Annotated in this window: 12 protein-coding genes; 11 read left to right on the top strand and 1 reads right to left on the bottom strand. The window is 62.0% G+C overall.

Annotated elements, in window-relative coordinates; all coding sequences use genetic code 11:
• Genes tssC through KUV51_RS02985 form a run of 11 tightly spaced genes read left to right on the top strand, consistent with a single transcriptional unit; the run spans position 1 to position 15705 of the window.
• On the top strand, positions 1–1431 hold the full coding sequence (tssC, locus tag KUV51_RS02935) for a type VI secretion system contractile sheath large subunit (protein WP_222520117.1): 1431 nt from the start codon (positions 1–3) through the stop codon (positions 1429–1431).
• Positions 1428–2216 carry a type VI secretion system accessory protein TagJ gene (locus tag KUV51_RS22235; protein WP_222520118.1) on the top strand — a complete coding sequence of 263 codons (789 nt, stop codon included), beginning with the start codon at positions 1428–1430 and terminating at the stop codon, positions 2214–2216. The genes tssC and KUV51_RS22235 overlap by 4 nt, the downstream gene beginning before the upstream one ends.
• On the top strand, positions 2209–2739 hold the full coding sequence (gene tssE / locus KUV51_RS02945; RefSeq protein ID WP_222520119.1) for a type VI secretion system baseplate subunit TssE: 531 nt from the start codon (positions 2209–2211) through the stop codon (positions 2737–2739). Before KUV51_RS22235 ends, tssE begins: the two co-directional genes overlap by 8 nt.
• Positions 2732–4513: a type VI secretion system baseplate subunit TssF gene (gene tssF / locus KUV51_RS02950; RefSeq protein WP_222520120.1), complete on the top strand. Its 1782-nt coding sequence runs from the start codon at positions 2732–2734 to the stop codon at positions 4511–4513. The genes tssE and tssF overlap by 8 nt, the downstream gene beginning before the upstream one ends.
• A gap of 1 nt (position 4514) precedes the next feature.
• Positions 4515–5498, top strand: a complete 984-nt coding sequence (gene tssG, locus KUV51_RS02955) for a type VI secretion system baseplate subunit TssG (RefSeq protein WP_222520121.1) — start codon at positions 4515–4517, stop codon at positions 5496–5498.
• Positions 5495–6832 (top strand): type VI secretion system-associated FHA domain protein, encoded by a 1338-nt coding sequence (locus KUV51_RS02960; RefSeq protein ID WP_222520122.1) that lies wholly within the window; start codon positions 5495–5497, stop codon positions 6830–6832. The genes tssG and KUV51_RS02960 overlap by 4 nt, the downstream gene beginning before the upstream one ends.
• Positions 6822–8153, top strand: coding sequence for a type VI secretion system baseplate subunit TssK (tssK, locus tag KUV51_RS02965; protein ID WP_222520123.1), 1332 nt, complete (start codon positions 6822–6824; stop codon positions 8151–8153). Before KUV51_RS02960 ends, tssK begins: the two co-directional genes overlap by 11 nt.
• Positions 8150–9649, top strand: a complete 1500-nt coding sequence (gene icmH, locus KUV51_RS02970) for a type IVB secretion system protein IcmH/DotU (protein ID WP_222520124.1) — start codon at positions 8150–8152, stop codon at positions 9647–9649. Before tssK ends, icmH begins: the two co-directional genes overlap by 4 nt.
• Positions 9646–13140, top strand: coding sequence for a type VI secretion system membrane subunit TssM (tssM, locus tag KUV51_RS02975; RefSeq protein ID WP_222520125.1), 3495 nt, complete (start codon positions 9646–9648; stop codon positions 13138–13140). The genes icmH and tssM overlap by 4 nt, the downstream gene beginning before the upstream one ends.
• A gap of 3 nt (positions 13141–13143) precedes the next feature.
• Entirely contained in the window at positions 13144–14547 is a 1404-nt protein-coding gene (gene tagF, locus KUV51_RS02980) for a type VI secretion system-associated protein TagF (protein WP_222520126.1), read from the top strand.
• 45 nt (positions 14548–14592) lie between these two features.
• Positions 14593–15705 (top strand): polysaccharide biosynthesis/export family protein, encoded by a 1113-nt coding sequence (locus KUV51_RS02985; RefSeq protein WP_222520127.1) that lies wholly within the window; start codon positions 14593–14595, stop codon positions 15703–15705.
• A 777-nt stretch (positions 15706–16482) separates the two neighbouring features.
• Here KUV51_RS02985 and KUV51_RS02990 read toward each other — a convergent pair.
• Positions 16483–17178, bottom strand: a complete 696-nt coding sequence (locus KUV51_RS02990; protein ID WP_222520128.1) for a FadR/GntR family transcriptional regulator — start codon at positions 17176–17178, stop codon at positions 16483–16485.
• Positions 17179–17203 lie beyond the last annotated feature (25 nt).

Consider the following 17203-nt stretch of genomic DNA (forward strand, 5'->3'; position numbering starts at 1 on the left):
ATGACTTCCATTGCTGCCGTCGTCCCGCCCGACCTGTCGTCGGGCGGCGCTGGGGGCGCATTGTTCGGCGAGCCTGATCAGGCTTCGGCGCGGGCAGCTGCACGCGTTGACAGGCTGATCGCGGCCATCGATACCGTGCTGACCCGGCAGTTGAATGCGATCTTCGCTGCGCCGTCGTTTCGCGCGCTCGAAGCGCGTTGGCGTGCGCTGTCGCGCCTCGCCCAACAGGCCGGTTCGGACGGGCAGGTGATCGTCCGCGTGCTGGACGCATCGTGGCCCGAGGTGGTGCGTGATCTCGACCGTGCGGTCGAGTTCGATCAGTCCCACCTGCACAAGCTGGTCTACGATGGTGAGTTCGGGATGCCGGGAGGCTTGCCCTTTGGCCTGATTGTTGGCGACTACGCGGTGTCGTCTACAACAGACCGGGCGCGCGGGGATCAGGTCGATGCCCTGTCGCAGCTCTCAGCGGTCGGAGCGGCCGCTTTTTGTCCCATCATTCTGGGTGGTGCTCCTGACTTGTTAGGGGTTGATGACTTTGCGAGAATTGCCCCACATACCGATCTTTCCGAACGGCGCGATGGCAGGGCAGAACAGTATCTCACAACGCGTTGGCAGTCGTTGCGCAAGCGGGATGATGCGCGGTTTCTGGGCGTCGTTGCCCCCGATGTGGTAATCCGCGCGCCACGCAAAAGGCTCGATGCCAGTCGCGCCGACGGCTTCACGTTCGACGAAGACCCGAGCGTACCCTTGACCGTATCGGGCGCATATGCGTTCGCAGCGACAGTCATTGCAGCCTTTAAGGCGTCTGGCTGGTTTGCAGCGATACGAGGTGCGGTCGAGGATGACATCGCAGGCGGGACAGTGCCCGGCTGGCCCGGACTTGATCTGGGGACTGACAACCACGGTCTATCCACGCAGCCTCCGGTCAGTCTGCGCCTGACCGCAGCGCAGGAAAACGCATTGGTTGCGCGCGGCATCGTTCCGTTGAGTGCGCTGCCGCTGACCGATATGGCGGTGTTTAACGCCAACCCATCGCTGCATCGGCCAGCGCAATATGACAGCGTAGTTGCCACTGAAAACGCTCGGATCTCGGCGATGCTGCAGTACGTGCTCTGCACGTCGCGCTTCGCTCACTATCTCAAGGTCATGATGCGTGAACAGGTCGGATCGGTGACACCGGCCGAGATGATCGAACGGCAGCTGAGCGACTGGCTGCTCAGCTATTGCCTTGGCAATGACGACGCTGACCGGGACCTAAAGGCACAATACCCGTTACGTACCGCCAGCGTGTCTGTCGCATCGTTGCCGGGACGGCCGGGCGCGTATTCGGCAATGATCCGGCTGCAGCCGCATTTCCAACTCGATGATATTTCGACCAGCTTCCACCTTGTCTCCGAGGCACCGGCAGGTCTCGAAAGGGCCTTTGCGTGACGGTCGATATTGCACACCTGCTGTCCCAGGACGCTTTGACTGAAGCGGTTGATACCGCAGTTTCTGCCGTCAAGGTTGCGCCACAGGACGCGAACATCCGCGTGACGCTGGCACAGTTGCTTGCGCTGTCCGGAGATCTGGCACGGGCCGAAACGCACGCAAAAATGGCGCAGACACTAGACATGGAACGGGCAATGGCCCTGTCAGTGTTTCGTCAGCACCTGCGCGCCCTGGATGCGCGTGACGCGTGGTGGGCAAACGGAGCCACACCTGAATTTCCCGGGAAGCCGACACAAGCCGATGCTGCGGCCATGGCCCTGCAAGTTGCCTTGCGCGACGGGGATTTGACGCAAGCAGCGTCTTGTGCGGCAACTCTCGAAGATATCCGCGTGCCAACACCCGCTTGTTGGGACGGAGCGGCGGTAGATGACTTGCGCGATGTGGATGACCGTTTGCCTCACGCACTCGAAGCGCTGACGGCTGGGGGGCACTACCTATGGATCGACTTCGCGCGGGTGGCCCGGCTGGAGCTGATGCCGGTTGCGGCTCCGTTTGATCTTTTGGCCCGTTCTGCGCGCGTGACGTTGCGCGATGGTGCGGGTGCTGACGTACGGCTCGTCGCCATCTACGACGGACCCCGCGGCGCGACCGAGCGTTTGGGCAGGATGACGGATTTCTCCGAGCTTGCGCCGGGGCTGGTGCGCGGTCATGGCCAGCGTGCATTTTTGGCTGGTGACACTCTGGTGGGCATTCTCGACCCGACGGAGGTGGTGTTCGATGTCTGACCGACGACGCCCTTCACGCAGTGATGAGCCGCGCTTGGCTCCGTCCTTGCTGGACCGGCTCATCGATCTTGACCCGGATCTGTCTCAGGACCGGCCAGTGACCGAGGCAGAGACCATTGTCGGCCTGCGAGCTGCTTTGCGCCGCGATCTGGAAATCTTGCTGAACACCCGAGCCGTGCCGCGCAGCCTGCCGCCGCATTTGCCACAACTCGCCGACAGCAGCCTGGCTTTTGGTGCCGGGGATTTCTTTTCCGCCGAGCTTGGAACCGAGGCACAACGGGCCGCTTTCGCCAAAGATGTGCGTGAGCGCATTGAGCGGTTCGAGCCGCGGCTCAGCGATCTGTCGGTGACGTTGATCAGTGACCCGGTTCCCTCCCGGCGCCATTTGCGTCTGCGGATCGCGGCGCGCCATATTGCGCGGCCCGGGCTGCCGCCGGTCATGTTCGAAACCGCGATGGATCCGGTCGCTGGTCATTTCACTGTCTCTGACATTGGTGGCGGGAGTGGGAGGCGTGATGGCTAACCGTTTCCTTGATTTCTACAACTCTGAACTGGACGCCCTCCGCCGCCGTGCCGGGCGTTTTGCCGCCGCCCATCCGAAGATCGCGGGACGGTTGCGTCTGGCTCCGGACGTTGCCGACGATCCAAATATCGAACGTTTGATCCAGTCCTTTGCCTACACGGCCGCGCGGGTGCGTCAAAAACTTGACGATGGTTTGCCCGAGTTGACGGATGGCCTGCTGGAAACACTGTATCCGCATTACCTCGCGCCACTGCCTGCTCTGACAATTCTATCGTTTGCTCCGGATGCGATGATGGATGGGGTGCAGGAGGTGCCACGAGGAACGGAAGTGACGTCGGACCGGTTGGAGGGCGACCGGGTGCGTTTTGCAACCACTCAATCCGTCCCCTTGGCACCCGTGCGCCTCACCGACATTCGCCTGAATGCGCGTCCGTTCGAGGCACCACCGGCACCAGATGGATCTGCGAGTTGTCTGCGGCTGACGGTCGAGCCGATGGGCCAGGTGCCGCTCTGCGACATGGGCCTGACACACCTGCGCACTTACCTGTCGGGGCCGCCTGCACAGGCGCATGGTCTGGCCCGGCTTCTGTTGCAATCGACGCGTGGAGTGACACTGGCGGCTCATGCCAGCGATGAATACGCGCGTCGGCTGCCCGCTTCCGCACTCACCCCCGCCGGGTTCGATGCCGACACGGCTCTGATCCCGTGGCCGACGGGCAGTTTCACGGGGTACCGCACTCTGGTCGAGTTCGCCGCGTTGCCAGAAAAGTTCCTGTTTTTTGATATTGCGCTCGGGCCCGTCCGCGAAACCGACCGTTTGGACATTTACGTGTTCTTTGATGCTCCTCTGACAGAGCCTCTATCGCGGGTGCAGGCGGGCTCGATCACGCTTCATGCGTCACCCGCCATCAATCTTTTCCCGGCCCGTGCCGAGCCGGTGGCGCTGGATGGCAGCCGCAGCAACTACCCGCTTGCCGCCGATGCACGTCGTCCGCGCACGCGTGCGGTACACTCGGTGCGGGGTGTGACCGTTGCGAACGCGGATGGATCTACCCTATTGGCAGCTCCGCTTTTTCATCGCCTGACCGACCGTCGCCCAGGCGAGGTCTATTGGCATTTGCGCCGTCACGCGGTCAGAGAGGATGCGCCGGAAGATGTCGGTGCGACCACGCTGGCCTTTGTTGATCACCGTGGCGTGGCCAACACACCGAATGGCGGTACCGCGAGTATTGATATCCTTTCGACCAACGGCACGCTGGCCCGCAAGCTGCCATTCGGAGGCGGGCAACCACGTCTGAGCCTGTCATCTCCGCTCGACCATGTTGCAGGCGTGAACTGCCTTCGCGCTCCGACGCCGCCGCGCCCGCCGCGGGCGAATGATGCGCGGGCTTGGCAGCTGATGTCTCATTTGTCGCTGAACCACCTGTCGCTGCAGGCGGGTGGGGCAGCGGTACTGCGCGACATCCTCCGGCTCTATGATCCGGGCGACGGGCCAGAGATGGCACAGATGATCCATGCGGTCGACGACCTGAATGTGACGACGGGTCTGGCGCGCATTGACGGGGTCAGCGTGACTGGAACAGATATCGTTTTGACCTTCGATGACGGTCAGATTGATCCGGCCCAAGCTGTTCTCTTCGCTGCTGTGCTGGATCGTTTCTTTGGCTGCTACACGACGCTCAATACCTTCACCCGGTTGACGGTGCGGATGAAGGATCGCACCGACACGCTGGCCCGGTTTCCAGCCCGTGCGGGCGAGGGGGCGCTGATCTGACATGTCTCATCACGCTCAGGATACCTTTGATCAGTTGACCCGCGCCCCGCACAGGTTCGAGCCGCTGACCGCGCTTCGACTGGCGGATGCAGAGGCTGCGCGGCGCGGGATCCCGATGCATGTGTCTGCCCCTCCGACGGGCGCCCTGAGTTCGACCACGATCACCCGTGTCTCAGTTGAGGCAGACGCCATCCGCGTTGAAACTGCACTTGCCGGGCTTGTTGGGCCTCTGTCGCCATTGCCTCCGGCATGGACGGAAATGGCTGCCGCAGACAAACGGCGCCGAGCCGGTGGAATGACGGCCTTCCTGGACCTGTTTTCCGGGCGTTTGGCAGTGCTCTTTGCCCGTGCGGCAGCCAAATATGACCTGCCGGTCCTTTTGCAGTGGGCGCCACGCCGGGCCAACAGCATCCTGACAGCGCTACACGCGCTCATCGGTCTCGCGACCCACGGGCTGGAGGCGCGTTCACCCCTGCCGGATGACGCCATTCTGGCCCATGCCGGTCTGCTGGCGCATCGGACGCGGTCGGCGATGGCACTCCAGGCGATGGCCCGGTCTCACCTGGGATTGCCGGTGCGTATCGAGCAGTTTCATCCCCGTTGGCAGCCCGTGCCCGAGACCGAGCAACCCCGTCTCGATGGCAGTCGGGCCATGGGGCATGACGCAAGTGCCGGAGCGTGGCTTTTGGACCGGTCGGGACAAATCCGATTGGTTGTTGGTCCTGTGCGACTTGCCGACTTTCTGTCGCTTGAGCCTGGTCAACCAAGGTTGCGGGACTTCGCGCGGCTTGTACGTTTCGCTATCGGTCCCGTCCTTGGCTTTGACATACAGGTGGTGCTGGATCGTCGCGATGTGCCCGAGACACAGCTTGGTGGCGATGGACCGGCTGTGCGGCTTGGATGGAACGCTTGGGCACTCGGGGGCGAGGCCAGCCATCATGCGACCGAGGCGATCGTCGACGGCCAGCAGGCACTCGCGTCATGACGCTGGTTCTTGAACATGTCGGCGGAGGCGATCGGCGGATCGTGCAGGCAGGACACCCGTTCCGCTTGGGCACGTTTCCTGACGCGACCTGGTCACTGCCGCCGGGCGGTGATGGCGCCAAGGGCGCGGGTGAAGTCCGCATCGCCGCGGAAACGGCGGGTGCGTCCGTCACGCTGCTGCGCGGTGCCGCGTATCTTGATCAGCGGCCATTGGTCGCTGGCGAAGCGCGCGCGCTGCCCGACGGTGCGATCATCGCCGTGGGCATGCATCGCATTGCTGCGCGCTACAGGAGTGATCTGACAGCGGCCCGCGCCTCCGAAGCGCCGACGATCAGCACAATCCTCGCGGATGTGTCGCCCGGTGGTATAACCGCGGAAAGCCCGGTTGAGGCACGGTCCGACGACGACTGGATCAGTGGACTCACGGGCGAATTGCGCGCCGAACAGCGGCCGGATTGGGACAGCCTCGGTCGTTTTGACAACCGCGCCGAAGTGACCCGCGAAGGCGAATATTCAAACGATTTGAACGCTCTCAAATCCGCAAACACCTTTTTGCCGGACGATTGGGACGCAGAGCCGGACATACCGGGGCCTTCGGACGCCGCCGCGCGCGCTGTTCAATCCCGTGCGCCGGGGGACGTTATGCCGCTTCCCACCGGTCATGCCGAACTTGGCGATGCCGAAACAAGCCAGCGCATCGGCGATGATGGTCTTGCATTTCTGCGGGGTGCCGGCCTGTCGGCCTCTGAAATGGCGGACGTGACGCCCGAAACCATGCAGTCGCTGGGAAACTTGCTGCGTATTGCACTGGACGGCGTGACTGAGATGGAGCGCGCTCAGGCGTTGCGTGCGGCCGATCTTGACCTGCCGGCGCGCGTAACGGCTCCGCGGGATGCGGTACATACCTTGTTGGCGGCAGTTCAGGCAGGGCAGGGCGCCTGTGCCGACCTGTCGGCACGACTGGTGGAATTGGCCCGTGCGCAATCCGCAATGCATGAGGGCGCTCTTGCTTTTGTGTCCGCCGCACGTGAGAGGCTTGATCCGGTCGTACTTTGGGCAGTCGCCACACCTGCACGGCGCAGCCTGCGGCTTGGCACCGCTGCACGGGCTTGGTCGCTTTATGCTGCAAGGTTCGAAGGGCGGGCAGATACCGCACCCGAGGATGCATCGCCCGAGACAGCGCCACCTCTTTCGGACCGCGCCCTCGCGACTGCGATCAGATCGCAATACGACGCCTCGGACAGGTCTGCAGCTAAGGCAACCGGTCGGCAGGTCGCGGCACATGCAAGCCCACACCCACTCGACCGTAAGGAGGGTACGTTCGGTGAAAACTGACAACCGCGTAGCTTGGACCGAGGGCATGTTCCTACGGGTTCAACACTTCCAGCAAGCTGATCGTTGGGCAGAACGTATGCTGCGGGATCGGACGGCGCCCCTGCGACCTTACCCCTGGGGATTTACCCGGCTCGAGATTGACCGATCTGCGCTAGGTGTCGGCCGCGTCGCGCTCTCCGGGGTGACGGGTGTCCTGGCTGATGGCACGCCTGTTTCTGCACCGGATCTGGCTGACCTGCCAGCTCCTGTGCAACTGACCGAAGGGTCGGGCGCGACAACGGTGTATCTTGCTGTGCGGATGGCAAAAGGCGGTCAGGATGAATACGGCCCGGCAGGCGCAAACGTGGGCCGTCATATGCGCATGGAATTCGAGGCCGAAGATGCCAATGCCGACACGGCCTTTACCGCCGCGATTGAAGTAGGGCGTTTGGAGCTGTCGCTAAAAACCGACCAGGATGAACGCGAAGGTTTCGAGTGCTTGCCCTTTGCACGCGTTGTGGAAACCCGAACAGACCTGTCGGTGGTGCTGGACGATACGATGATCCCGCCGGTCATGCAGGTCGGTGCTTCCCCGCGTCTTCGCGGCTACCTTTCGGAACTCGTCGGGCTCTTGCGACACAGGTCTGCCGCCATTGCGCAGCGCATCGGCGATCCATCAATTCGGGGCGCGGCAGAGATTGGAGACTACATGATGCTTCAGGCGCTGAACCGCGCCACGCCCTTGATCGGGCATCTTGAAGCCCAGGCCGGACAAATCCATCCCGAACGCATGTTTGCCGATCTCGTCGCATTGGCAGGTGAGCTGGCCACTTTCACGGCACCAGACAGCATCGCAACGCAATTGCCGGACTATGCCCATACCGAGCCCGAAGAGACCTTTGCACCGGTCATGGACGAATTGCGCCGCGCGCTGTCCGCCGTTCTTGATCAGTCTGCAACGTCCATTCCGCTGGAAATGCGCCGGCACGGTGTAAGGGTGGGAATGTTGGCTGATGCGGGACTGAAATCGGATGCTGCGATGGTGCTCGCCGCCCGTTCTGACCTGCCGGTCGAGCAGTTGCGTCGTGCATTGCCCAAGCAGATCAAGATCGGACCTGTCGAACGGATTCGCGATCTTGTGAATGTCGCACTTCCCGGTTTGCCGGTGCGCGCTTTGCCGGTTGCACCGAGGCAATTGCCGTTCCGCTCCGGCGCGGTCTACTTCGAACTGGAAACGAGTGATGACTTGTGGTCCGAGGCAACGCAGGGCGGCGCCCTGGCGATCCATCTCGCAACGGAGATACCAGGTCTCGACCTCGAACTGTGGGGGATCCGTGGATGAGCGGTGAACCGAAAACCAACCCGCCGGAAGATCCGGTCGAGGACGACGCCCCGCGCATCATTCTGCCTACACCGGGCGGCATGCGCCCCACGTCCGAGCCGGAGCCTGAAGTCGAAACGCCCGATCCACCGGCACCGACCGCGGCCTTGTCCGTGGGCGACATTCTTGCCGGGTTCCGGTTTAGTGGCGGTGATCTGCCAGAGCTGGTCGCAGGGGCCGCGCCACTTCTCAATCTGGCCCATGCGTTGAGGACGGGCCGAACACCACCGCCAATCCCCGAACTGCGCCGCGAACTGACCGGTGCCACACGCAATTACGAGGCAGCGCTGGCGGCCGCGGGTACGCTGCCCGACCAAGCTCGCGCAGCACATTACGTGGTCTGCGCCACTCTCGACGACGTCATCCGAAATACGGAGTGGGGCGGTGAATGGGCTGTTGAGGGACTGGTTTCGACCTTTCACCACGACGTTCTGGGTGGCGACAAGGTTTTTGCGTTGCTCAACCACTATCAACAGACACCGCGCGCCAACCGTGACCTTTTGCTGCTCATCTATCTTTGCCTTTCTCTTGGCTTTGAAGGGCGTGCGAGGGTCTCGTCCAGGGGTGCAGCGGAGCTGGCGCTTGTGCGTGAAAACCTGTTCCGCACGCTGCGCACGCAATTCGACATCGTGGAACGTGATCTCTCGCCGCATTGGAGGGGTGAGGACGCCGCTCACCGCCCCGTGCGTGCCGGACTGCTGTTCTGGTTGATCTCGGGTACGGCCGCATTGCTGCTGATCGGAGTGTTTCTCGTCTACACGCTGCTTCTGAACCGCGCGGCAGACACCACACTGACGCGGTTGGCTGTGCTGCCGCCGGATGGGCCACCCTCGCTTTTGATCAAGGAACCGCCGCCTCCACCCGAACCTGAGCCAGTCGTTGAACCCGAACCGGTGCCTCAGGTGGCGCCGCCGGAAAACCCGCCAAGAACGCCCCCGATTGATACATTTGTGGCATTCCTTCAGCCGGAGGTGGAGGAAGGGCTGGTGCGGCTCTATCGTGAAGACGACGCTGTTCTGGTGCGCGTGGCGAACGCGGGTGCATTTGGATCCGGCAACGCAAGCATCGAGGGGCCGTTTCTCGATGTGTTTGACCGGATCGGGCAGGCATTGGCTGCTGAAACCTTTGATGTGACGGTTCTGGGTCACACTGACGATGTTGCAATCCGTTCGGCGCCGTATCCAAACAACTACTTTCTGTCGCAGGCGCGCGCCAACACGGTCCGCGATCTGCTGCTGCCTTATGTCGAGGCGCGACGGATCGAGATCGAAGGCGTTGGGCCGGATCGTCCTCTGCGCTCGAACGAAACCGAGGACGGGCGCGAGGCCAATCGGCGGACTGAAATCCTTGTTCGAGAACCAGGGGCGCGTGTGCCCGACAGCCTTCTGACGCAAGGACTGGCCGAAACCGACGAACAGTTGCAGACCAACCCATTCCCGACGGAGCAATCGCAATGAACCCGCTTGGCATGTGGACGAACCTCCGCTCGCAGATCTCGTCCTATGCGGCTGTTCTGGGGCCGCGGTTTGTCGCCCTTGTTTGGGTCGGTGCGCTCTGTGCCGTTGTGTGGATCTTCGGCCCACGTCTGCCGTGGAACGATGGCTACCCATTGGCGTCTGTGCGTCCTCGCCTCATTCTGATCGGTTTGATTGTTGCTCTTTGGCTGGCCTACGCGCTTTTTTCCTGGATACGCCAGCGCAGCCGGGCCAAGGCCGAGGATGATGCCGTCGCCGAAAGCCCGGAGGCGATTGAGGAGGGCGAGACCCGCGCCGAAATCGCAGAGCTGCGCGAGCGGTTGCGTACGGCGCTCAAGACCATGCGGAGGCTGGCAGGGCGGCGTTTTGGCTACGCCTATGACTATCCCTGGTACTTGATGATGGGCGCGCCCGGCGCAGGCAAGACGACGCTCCTGACCCGTTCGGGGCTGAAGTTTCCACTTGGTGATGCCGATGGCGCGGAACCGGTGAAGGGTGTTGGCGGCACGCGAAACTGCAACTGGTGGTTTACGGATCGTGCTGTTCTGATCGATACGGCGGGCCGTTTTACAACGCAGGAAAGCGGGCGCAAACGCGATCATGAGGGGTTCCTCGGTTTTCTGGCGATGCTACGCAAGTCCCGGCGACGACAGCCTGTGAATGGCGTGGTCCTCGCTTTGTCGCTGACCGATCTGTTGTCGCAAGACCCCGAGGAGCGCCTGCGTGACATCCGCGCGATACGCCAGCGGCTGACTGAGGCCGAGGATGCGTTGGGTGCCCGCGTGCCTGTCTATGTCGTGCTGACCAAAGCGGACCGCTTGACCGGGTTCTCACGTTTTTTCGATGCGTTGGGTCAGGAGGCACGTCGTCAAGTATGGGGTGTCACCTTTCCTTATGACGAGGCAGAGGGCGCACGCGGTGCTTCAGGATACGGCACTCTGGCCGATATCTTCTCGCGAGAGTTCCACGGGCTGCTCACCCGGTTGAACGCAATGCTGCTCGAGCGTTTGCAACAGGAAAACGACATCTCCGAACGCGGGCGTATCTTTCGTTTTCCCGCGCAGATGGCGGCTTTGCACGATGCGCTGCGCGAGATCGTCGAAGAATTGTCATCGGGCACAGGGTCGGTGTCCGAACCGCTCTTGCGCGGCATCTACTTTGCCTCTGCCACGCAAGAGCGTCGCATGGAAACCTCGGTTCCGGGTGTGCCGCGCACTGCCTCTTCGATGAACCGGACCTATTTTGTCGACCGCTTGTTTCGCGATGTGATCCTGGCAGAAGCGGCGCTTGTGCATCGTGATGCCCGTGTTGGCAAACGCCAGCGCTTCGCGACATTTGCGGGTGCGGCGCTGGCGACGGGGGTCGGTGTCTTTCTTCTGGCGTCCTGGACCATGGGATATGTCGCCAATCGACAGGCTTTAACCACCATCAACATGGGGCTCGCGGAGTACGAAACGTTGACGGATGCGATTCCTGTCCGTGATGTCGCTGATCATGATTTCTTGCGGGTTCTGCCTGCGCTCGAACGCCTTGCACGAAGCCCCGATGCCTTTGATACGGCTGATGTGGGGCCCGTGCCGTTGCAGCGCGTCAGCTTTGGCATGGACCGTCGGCCGCGCATTGAGCGGGGTCATTCCGATGCCTACGCGCGCGCACTGGGTGCCTATCTGCTGCCACGCTACATGGTGGCCTTGCAGGACGTGTTGGCCGATCCCGACACGGACGAAGCGCGTGCTTTCGAGACGCTCAAGCACTACCTTTCTCTGGCCGGGCTCGGACCGATCGACCGCGATGGGTTGCTGGCCCAGTCCGAGCGGATATTTGCGGATTTATATCCAGGGTCCGGACGTGCGCGGACGCGAAATGCGCTGCAAGTTCATGTCACCGCGATGTTGGATCGTGGCACTTTGCCGGTGCTGGAGATCGATGAGACCCTGGTAGCGGAGGTGCGCGACCGTGTGGCAGATCGCAGCCCTGCGCAGCGCGTGCTCGACCTTTTGGCCGTGCGCGAAGCGGCACGCGCCTTGCCGGTCTGGCAGGCCCGTGCGGTGGCGGGCCCGCAATCAGCCGATGCCTTTTCCGCTGCCTTGTCCGATGTGCGCATCGACGGCCTGCTGACCCGGACCGGCTTTCGCACGGTGTTGATCCCCCAACTGGGCGCGCTGTCAGAGGTGGCGGCGAATGAAGACTGGGTGCGCGGCCCCGGGGGCACCGTCCAGTCAAACCCGTCCGAAATCGCGGCTGATGCGGTTGCTCTCTACTACAGTGCATTCGAGACAGCTTGGCGCGATGCCATCGCCAACATCACGATTGCCGAGACCAACAGCCTGGGCGACGCCGCCGAAATGATCGCCGCTCTTGCGTCGGAAGCTGATCCATTGGGGCGCCTGGTGCGTGACATCGCGATGCGGACCGACCTGGTTACACCGGAGCTGCAGGAACAGATCAACTTGGCGGAGTTGCCCTTTGATCCTGCTGCGGCGCCGGATCCATTTGGAACTCTGCGCCGTTCGCTCGAGCCCGAGCTGGACGATGGCGGCGGTGTTATCGACGCACTTACGCCGCTCACACCGCTATATGATGAGATTTACCAGCAGTTGATCCGTCTCAACACGCCGGATCCGGCCGCAGCGCAAGCGCTCGCGTCCGAGGACGCCTTGCGAGACGCAGCGCAGGCGCTGCTGGCTGCAGGGCGGCAGCTGGACGCGCCCGCAGACAGCTGGGTCGTCACAATCGCTGCCCGTGTCTCCGAGGCCGCCGTCGGACAAGCGCGCGCTGCCGCCAACCGGGTATGGCGGGCCAATGCCGCGGGGCAATGTCGTCGTGCTGTTTCTGGGCGTTACCCTTTCAGTACAGCCGCGTCAGCCGATGTCACACGCAGCGACTTCACGGCCATTTTCGGTCCGACGGGCCTTTTTGCGGCCTTCTTTGATGAGCATCTCGCAAGCATCGTCGATACGACCACCGACCCCTGGACGTTCTCGGGGGGATTGCGCGTAGGCAGCGACGCTGATGGCGCATCTGCCCTGCGTCAATTCCAGCGCGCCGCCGAAATTCGGGCAGCTTTCTTCCCCAATGGTATTGTCGAACCGCGGGTTGAGCTGAATGTCGACCTGGTCGAGATCGGTGGCGGCGCGCGGGTCGCTCTTTTCTTTGTGGGGGATGCGCGCGCGGCGTTTCGCGATGGGCTAGCGGACGGCACCCGGCTGATTTGGCCGCCGGAGGGCGGTCGCGATGTGGCCCGTGTGATGCTGCTGCCCGGCGACCGGGCAACGGCCCCTGCAGCGACGGGGCCATGGGCCCCGTTCCGGTTGCTGGATCGTGCGCGCATCACACCTGGCAACGACAACCGGTTCAACGCAACTTTCAACGTGGACGGGCGCAACGTGACGTTTCGATTGACGTCAGGCAGTGTGAACAACCCGTTCCAGTTGGCCGCTCTGACAGATTTTCGCTGTCCCGAAGGATTCTAGGAGATGGCGCGGGACAACGGTGCAGTCCATCAGGGATGGCGCGGCTTCTTCGGCAAGATCCCACAAGCGGGAGACTTCGTTGGAACTGGATTGCCGCGAACGTTCGAGACAACACTGGACACATGGCTACGCGCGGCGATGCGCGAAAGTCAGGCCACGTTGGGGCGAGGTTGGCTCGACGCATTTCTGGTCACACCCGTATGGCGCTTTGCGCTGGGGCCTGGCATCGCGGGTGCGGACCCAGTTACTGGCGTCATGATGCCATCGGTGGATCGTGTCGGACGATACTTCCCACTCGCCTTAGCCGTTGCCCGGTCCGACCTGATCGACAACGACACGCTGGCACTATGCCAGGATCGTCCCTTCTTTGATGCGGCCGAAGCGCTGGTGCTGTCGTGCTTGAGCGCGCCGACGCTACCGTCGGATCTTTCTCAGGGGGTCGCGAATTTGCCTCTGGGAGAGCTGCCGAAATACGGGGCTCCGGACCCGTCAACGCCCGCCGTGGCATATTGGTGGACGGCGTCCGACGACAATCGATCACACATCACGGAGGGGTTGCCGTCGCCCGGTGATTTCGCGGCGCTGTTTCTGGGAAACCCGCCTGATCCAGAAGGGGCTGGGCGGGAAATGGAGCAGGGCGAAGCCCTTCAGTTGGTTCGTTCTCAAATGATTGCACCAGAGGACCGGGCGCGAACGCCGGCCGTGCCGCCGCCGTCGCAGATTCAGTTGCTTGAAGCTGATCATGCTGCCGCCTGTTTGCGCGGTACGCGCAGTGGTGCCCTGACCGATGCCGTCGCGGTGAACGCCGACACGCAGGCTTTTTCGCTGCTGTCTGGTATTGGCACTGCACCATCGCTTCCCGCCCAAATTGCCGGGCTTGTCCCGCTCTTTGAAGGCATTGCGGACCCGTTTTCGATGAATGACCTCATCGCAGCGGCCAAGGGGAAGTTTGGATCGGCGAACACGCGGTTGTTCGCGCGGGCAGGGGTTGCAGACGAAAGCGCAGCGGTCGCGGCGCTGGTGTTGCTTGTCCAGGCACGGCGCTACGCGGTGCTTTGGGTTGGTCACTGCAGCGCCTTTTTGCTGCGGCAGGGTACATTACATCTGCTCAACCGTCCTCATGTCGATACACGCCTCCGGGGGATGGTGTCTCTGGCACTTGGCAGCGGCCCCGGCATAGCGCCCGATAGCGCCATCGGCCAGGCCGAGCCGGGGGATCGGTTTCTGCTGGCGTCTCCTGGTGTGACCTCAGTGCTACCGGATGAAGAGATCGCATATGTGCTGAAATCCGCCGAAACTCCGCGTGCGGCTGTGACAGAACTGACGCAGAATGCACTTATCGCGGGAACTGCGCTTGACGCAAGCGCCCTGTGCGTTTTCCTGAATCCAAAAGTGAACGCCGTCTAAAACGAGCGACGAATGGCAGAATGTTGTATGGGCAGGATGTTAGAAATGAAATCATTTCGCAGGTTTATCGCGATACCACTGGTTATCGCATCAGTTGCCCTCGCGGCCTGTACCCCCTCAGATGGACCAAGCCCCCGCGACGTGCGCCGCGACGCACGGGCGCAGGACGTCCCGATCCTTTCGTTGAATGCGTCAGTGATAAATGCACTGGGAACACCGCGCGTTTCCGATGATTTCAGCGGCGTCTCCCGAACACCTTATACGCCCGGCATCATCCGACCCGGCGACGTCATTTCTGTTCAGGTCTTCGAAGATGCAAACGAAGGCATGTTTTCGGTCGATAGCACATCGTCCATCAGTCTGGGTGACTATACGGTTTCACCTGGGGGAACGGTTACGCTGCCCTTCGTGGGTACTGTGCGGGTTGCCGGCAATTCTGCCGTGGGCGCACAGCGTATCATCAGCCGTACTCTGAGTGAACGAGCCGTTGATCCACAGGCGACCGTCACTGTCAGCCTTTCGGCAACGGACAACTACACGGTGCAAGGAAACGTTGCTGCCGGTGGGACCTATGGCCTGACACCGCGCGGTGAGACATTGCTCGACGCGCTGGCGGCCGCCGGAGGCGCACAAGGCGACCCGAACCAGACAACAGTGACAGTGCGGCGTGGCGCCGAAAGCCGTTCCACATTGTTGGCGAGCATCATCGCAGACCCATCGCAGAACATCCCATTGCGCCCGGGAGATGCCGTGATCGTCGGCGGAGGAGAAGCCAGCTTTATCGCGGACGGAGCGCTTTCGTCACCGGGTGAATTCACTTTCGCCGAAGGCGCGCTGTCTCTCGGCCAAGCCATCGCAAAGGCGGGCGGACTGCAGGACTCGCGTGCCAACCCGAACGCCGTATACGTGTTCCGTCGGATGCCCGTCGGCGAGTCCTTCGTGCTTGAACGACCATCGGATGGTGAACGCCGCCGAATTACGAACGATGTCATCTTTCACGCCGACTATTCCTCTCCGACCGGGCGGCTGAACGCGTCGGATTTCATGTTGCGCGACGGTGATGTCGTCTATGTCGGCAATGCGCCACTGGCGCAGTTCCTGAAATTCTTCCGTATTTTTGAAAACCCGCCCGAAGTGCCCGCGCCGCCAACACTGTGACGCCCTTTGTCCGCAGGCGCTCGGCGAGTTGACCGCCCAACTCGGCTTTCCGCCAACCGAGGATAGAAAATCCGTGAGAGCGGTAGGCATTGGACGGCACAGGACCGGTGGAAAACAAGATTGCGATGCGACGCGGTTTATCCCGTAACAACTGCCACGTTGGTTCAGGACGTGGACATCCATCGCCGCTGCATTTTGAAGCAGTGAATGACGCCTGGATTGGCTGAACATACAGACAGCTTTTTTGCATGGCTTGTGCAGAATATCGATTTTGCCGAGGTCCGGCTCACCTGTGGAAAAATGCACAAATGAGCCGGGTAGTGCAAAGGGAAGAGCTCCCGAAATCGCGGAAGATCCCCCTTGTTGTTCCGAGGCTAAAGCCACCACTCACGGAACGGTGAAAGTCTGCCAGCAATAATGTGTATTCTCATAGTGAGGAATTCCATACCCTCGCAAAATGGCCAGTGCGGCATGGACATGTTGGTGTGTAGCGGAATTGCTTGCGGCCTGGTTTACATGCCTCAGAAAGCCGCCAAACGGCACTTCGAGACTGCTTGGAAGCCAAATGTCACGACGCGACGGCTGTTTTTTGACAAGTGGCCTCTTTTGACGGTTTCGACCTACAGATTACGGATCACTTCGGTTGAGCACATCAGCCTTACGACCGACGGTTTGTGCGCTGCATTGCAATAATCTGTGCCGAAACAGCAGAGTTTTGTGTGCGATTGTTCGGAAACACCGCTCTTGGGCGGTCTGCATCCGAGCTTGCGGTGCTATTCAGAAAATCTGTTCTGCTGCCACTTCATCTTGCAGCGCCGCAAACCGTGTTTCGAGGTGATCATGCATTGCAATTCGTGCAGCAGATGCATGACCGGCGGCAATCGCGTCCACGATAGCAGTATGTTCACTGTGAGTGACTTGAAGGGATGTCTCGGTCCGGCCCTTGGCTCGAATACGGACCCAGGACGGGTTGGAACGGATCTTGTCCAGCATCGAGTACGCCGTGAGGAGGGGGCGGTTTCGCGCGCATTGCGCGATCAATCGGTGCAGAGAGCCATCCCAGAGCTCCATCGCCTGGGCGTCGGTCGCCTCCCATTGTCGTTGTGCGATCATCCGCAAACGCGTCACTTCTTCCGGGAGAACGCGTTGCGCGCACAGGGCGGCCAGTTCTGGTTCGATGCACAGGCGTGCTTCCATCACCTCCAGCGCATTTGTCTCGCCGGTGATCTTTGCGGCCAAATCGCCCATGGGGTCCATCGGTTGTCCCGCAAAGGTCCCCTTGCCTTGCTTGCGCCAGACCAGGCCCTCGGCCTCAAGCGCGTCCAGTGCTTGCCGAATAAAACGGCGTCCAACACCGAAACGCTCGGCGAGAGCGCGTTCCGTGGGCAATTTGCCTTCGGACCCGAGATCGCCGGATTTGATCAGCTCAAGCAAACGCGCACGCACCTGTTGCGGCGGACCTTTGGGCGGCATGATGTTCATTTCGGTTCCCGTGGCT

This window comes from Tateyamaria omphalii (genome assembly GCF_019802125.1).
GTDB lineage: Bacteria > Pseudomonadota > Alphaproteobacteria > Rhodobacterales > Rhodobacteraceae > Tateyamaria > Tateyamaria omphalii_B.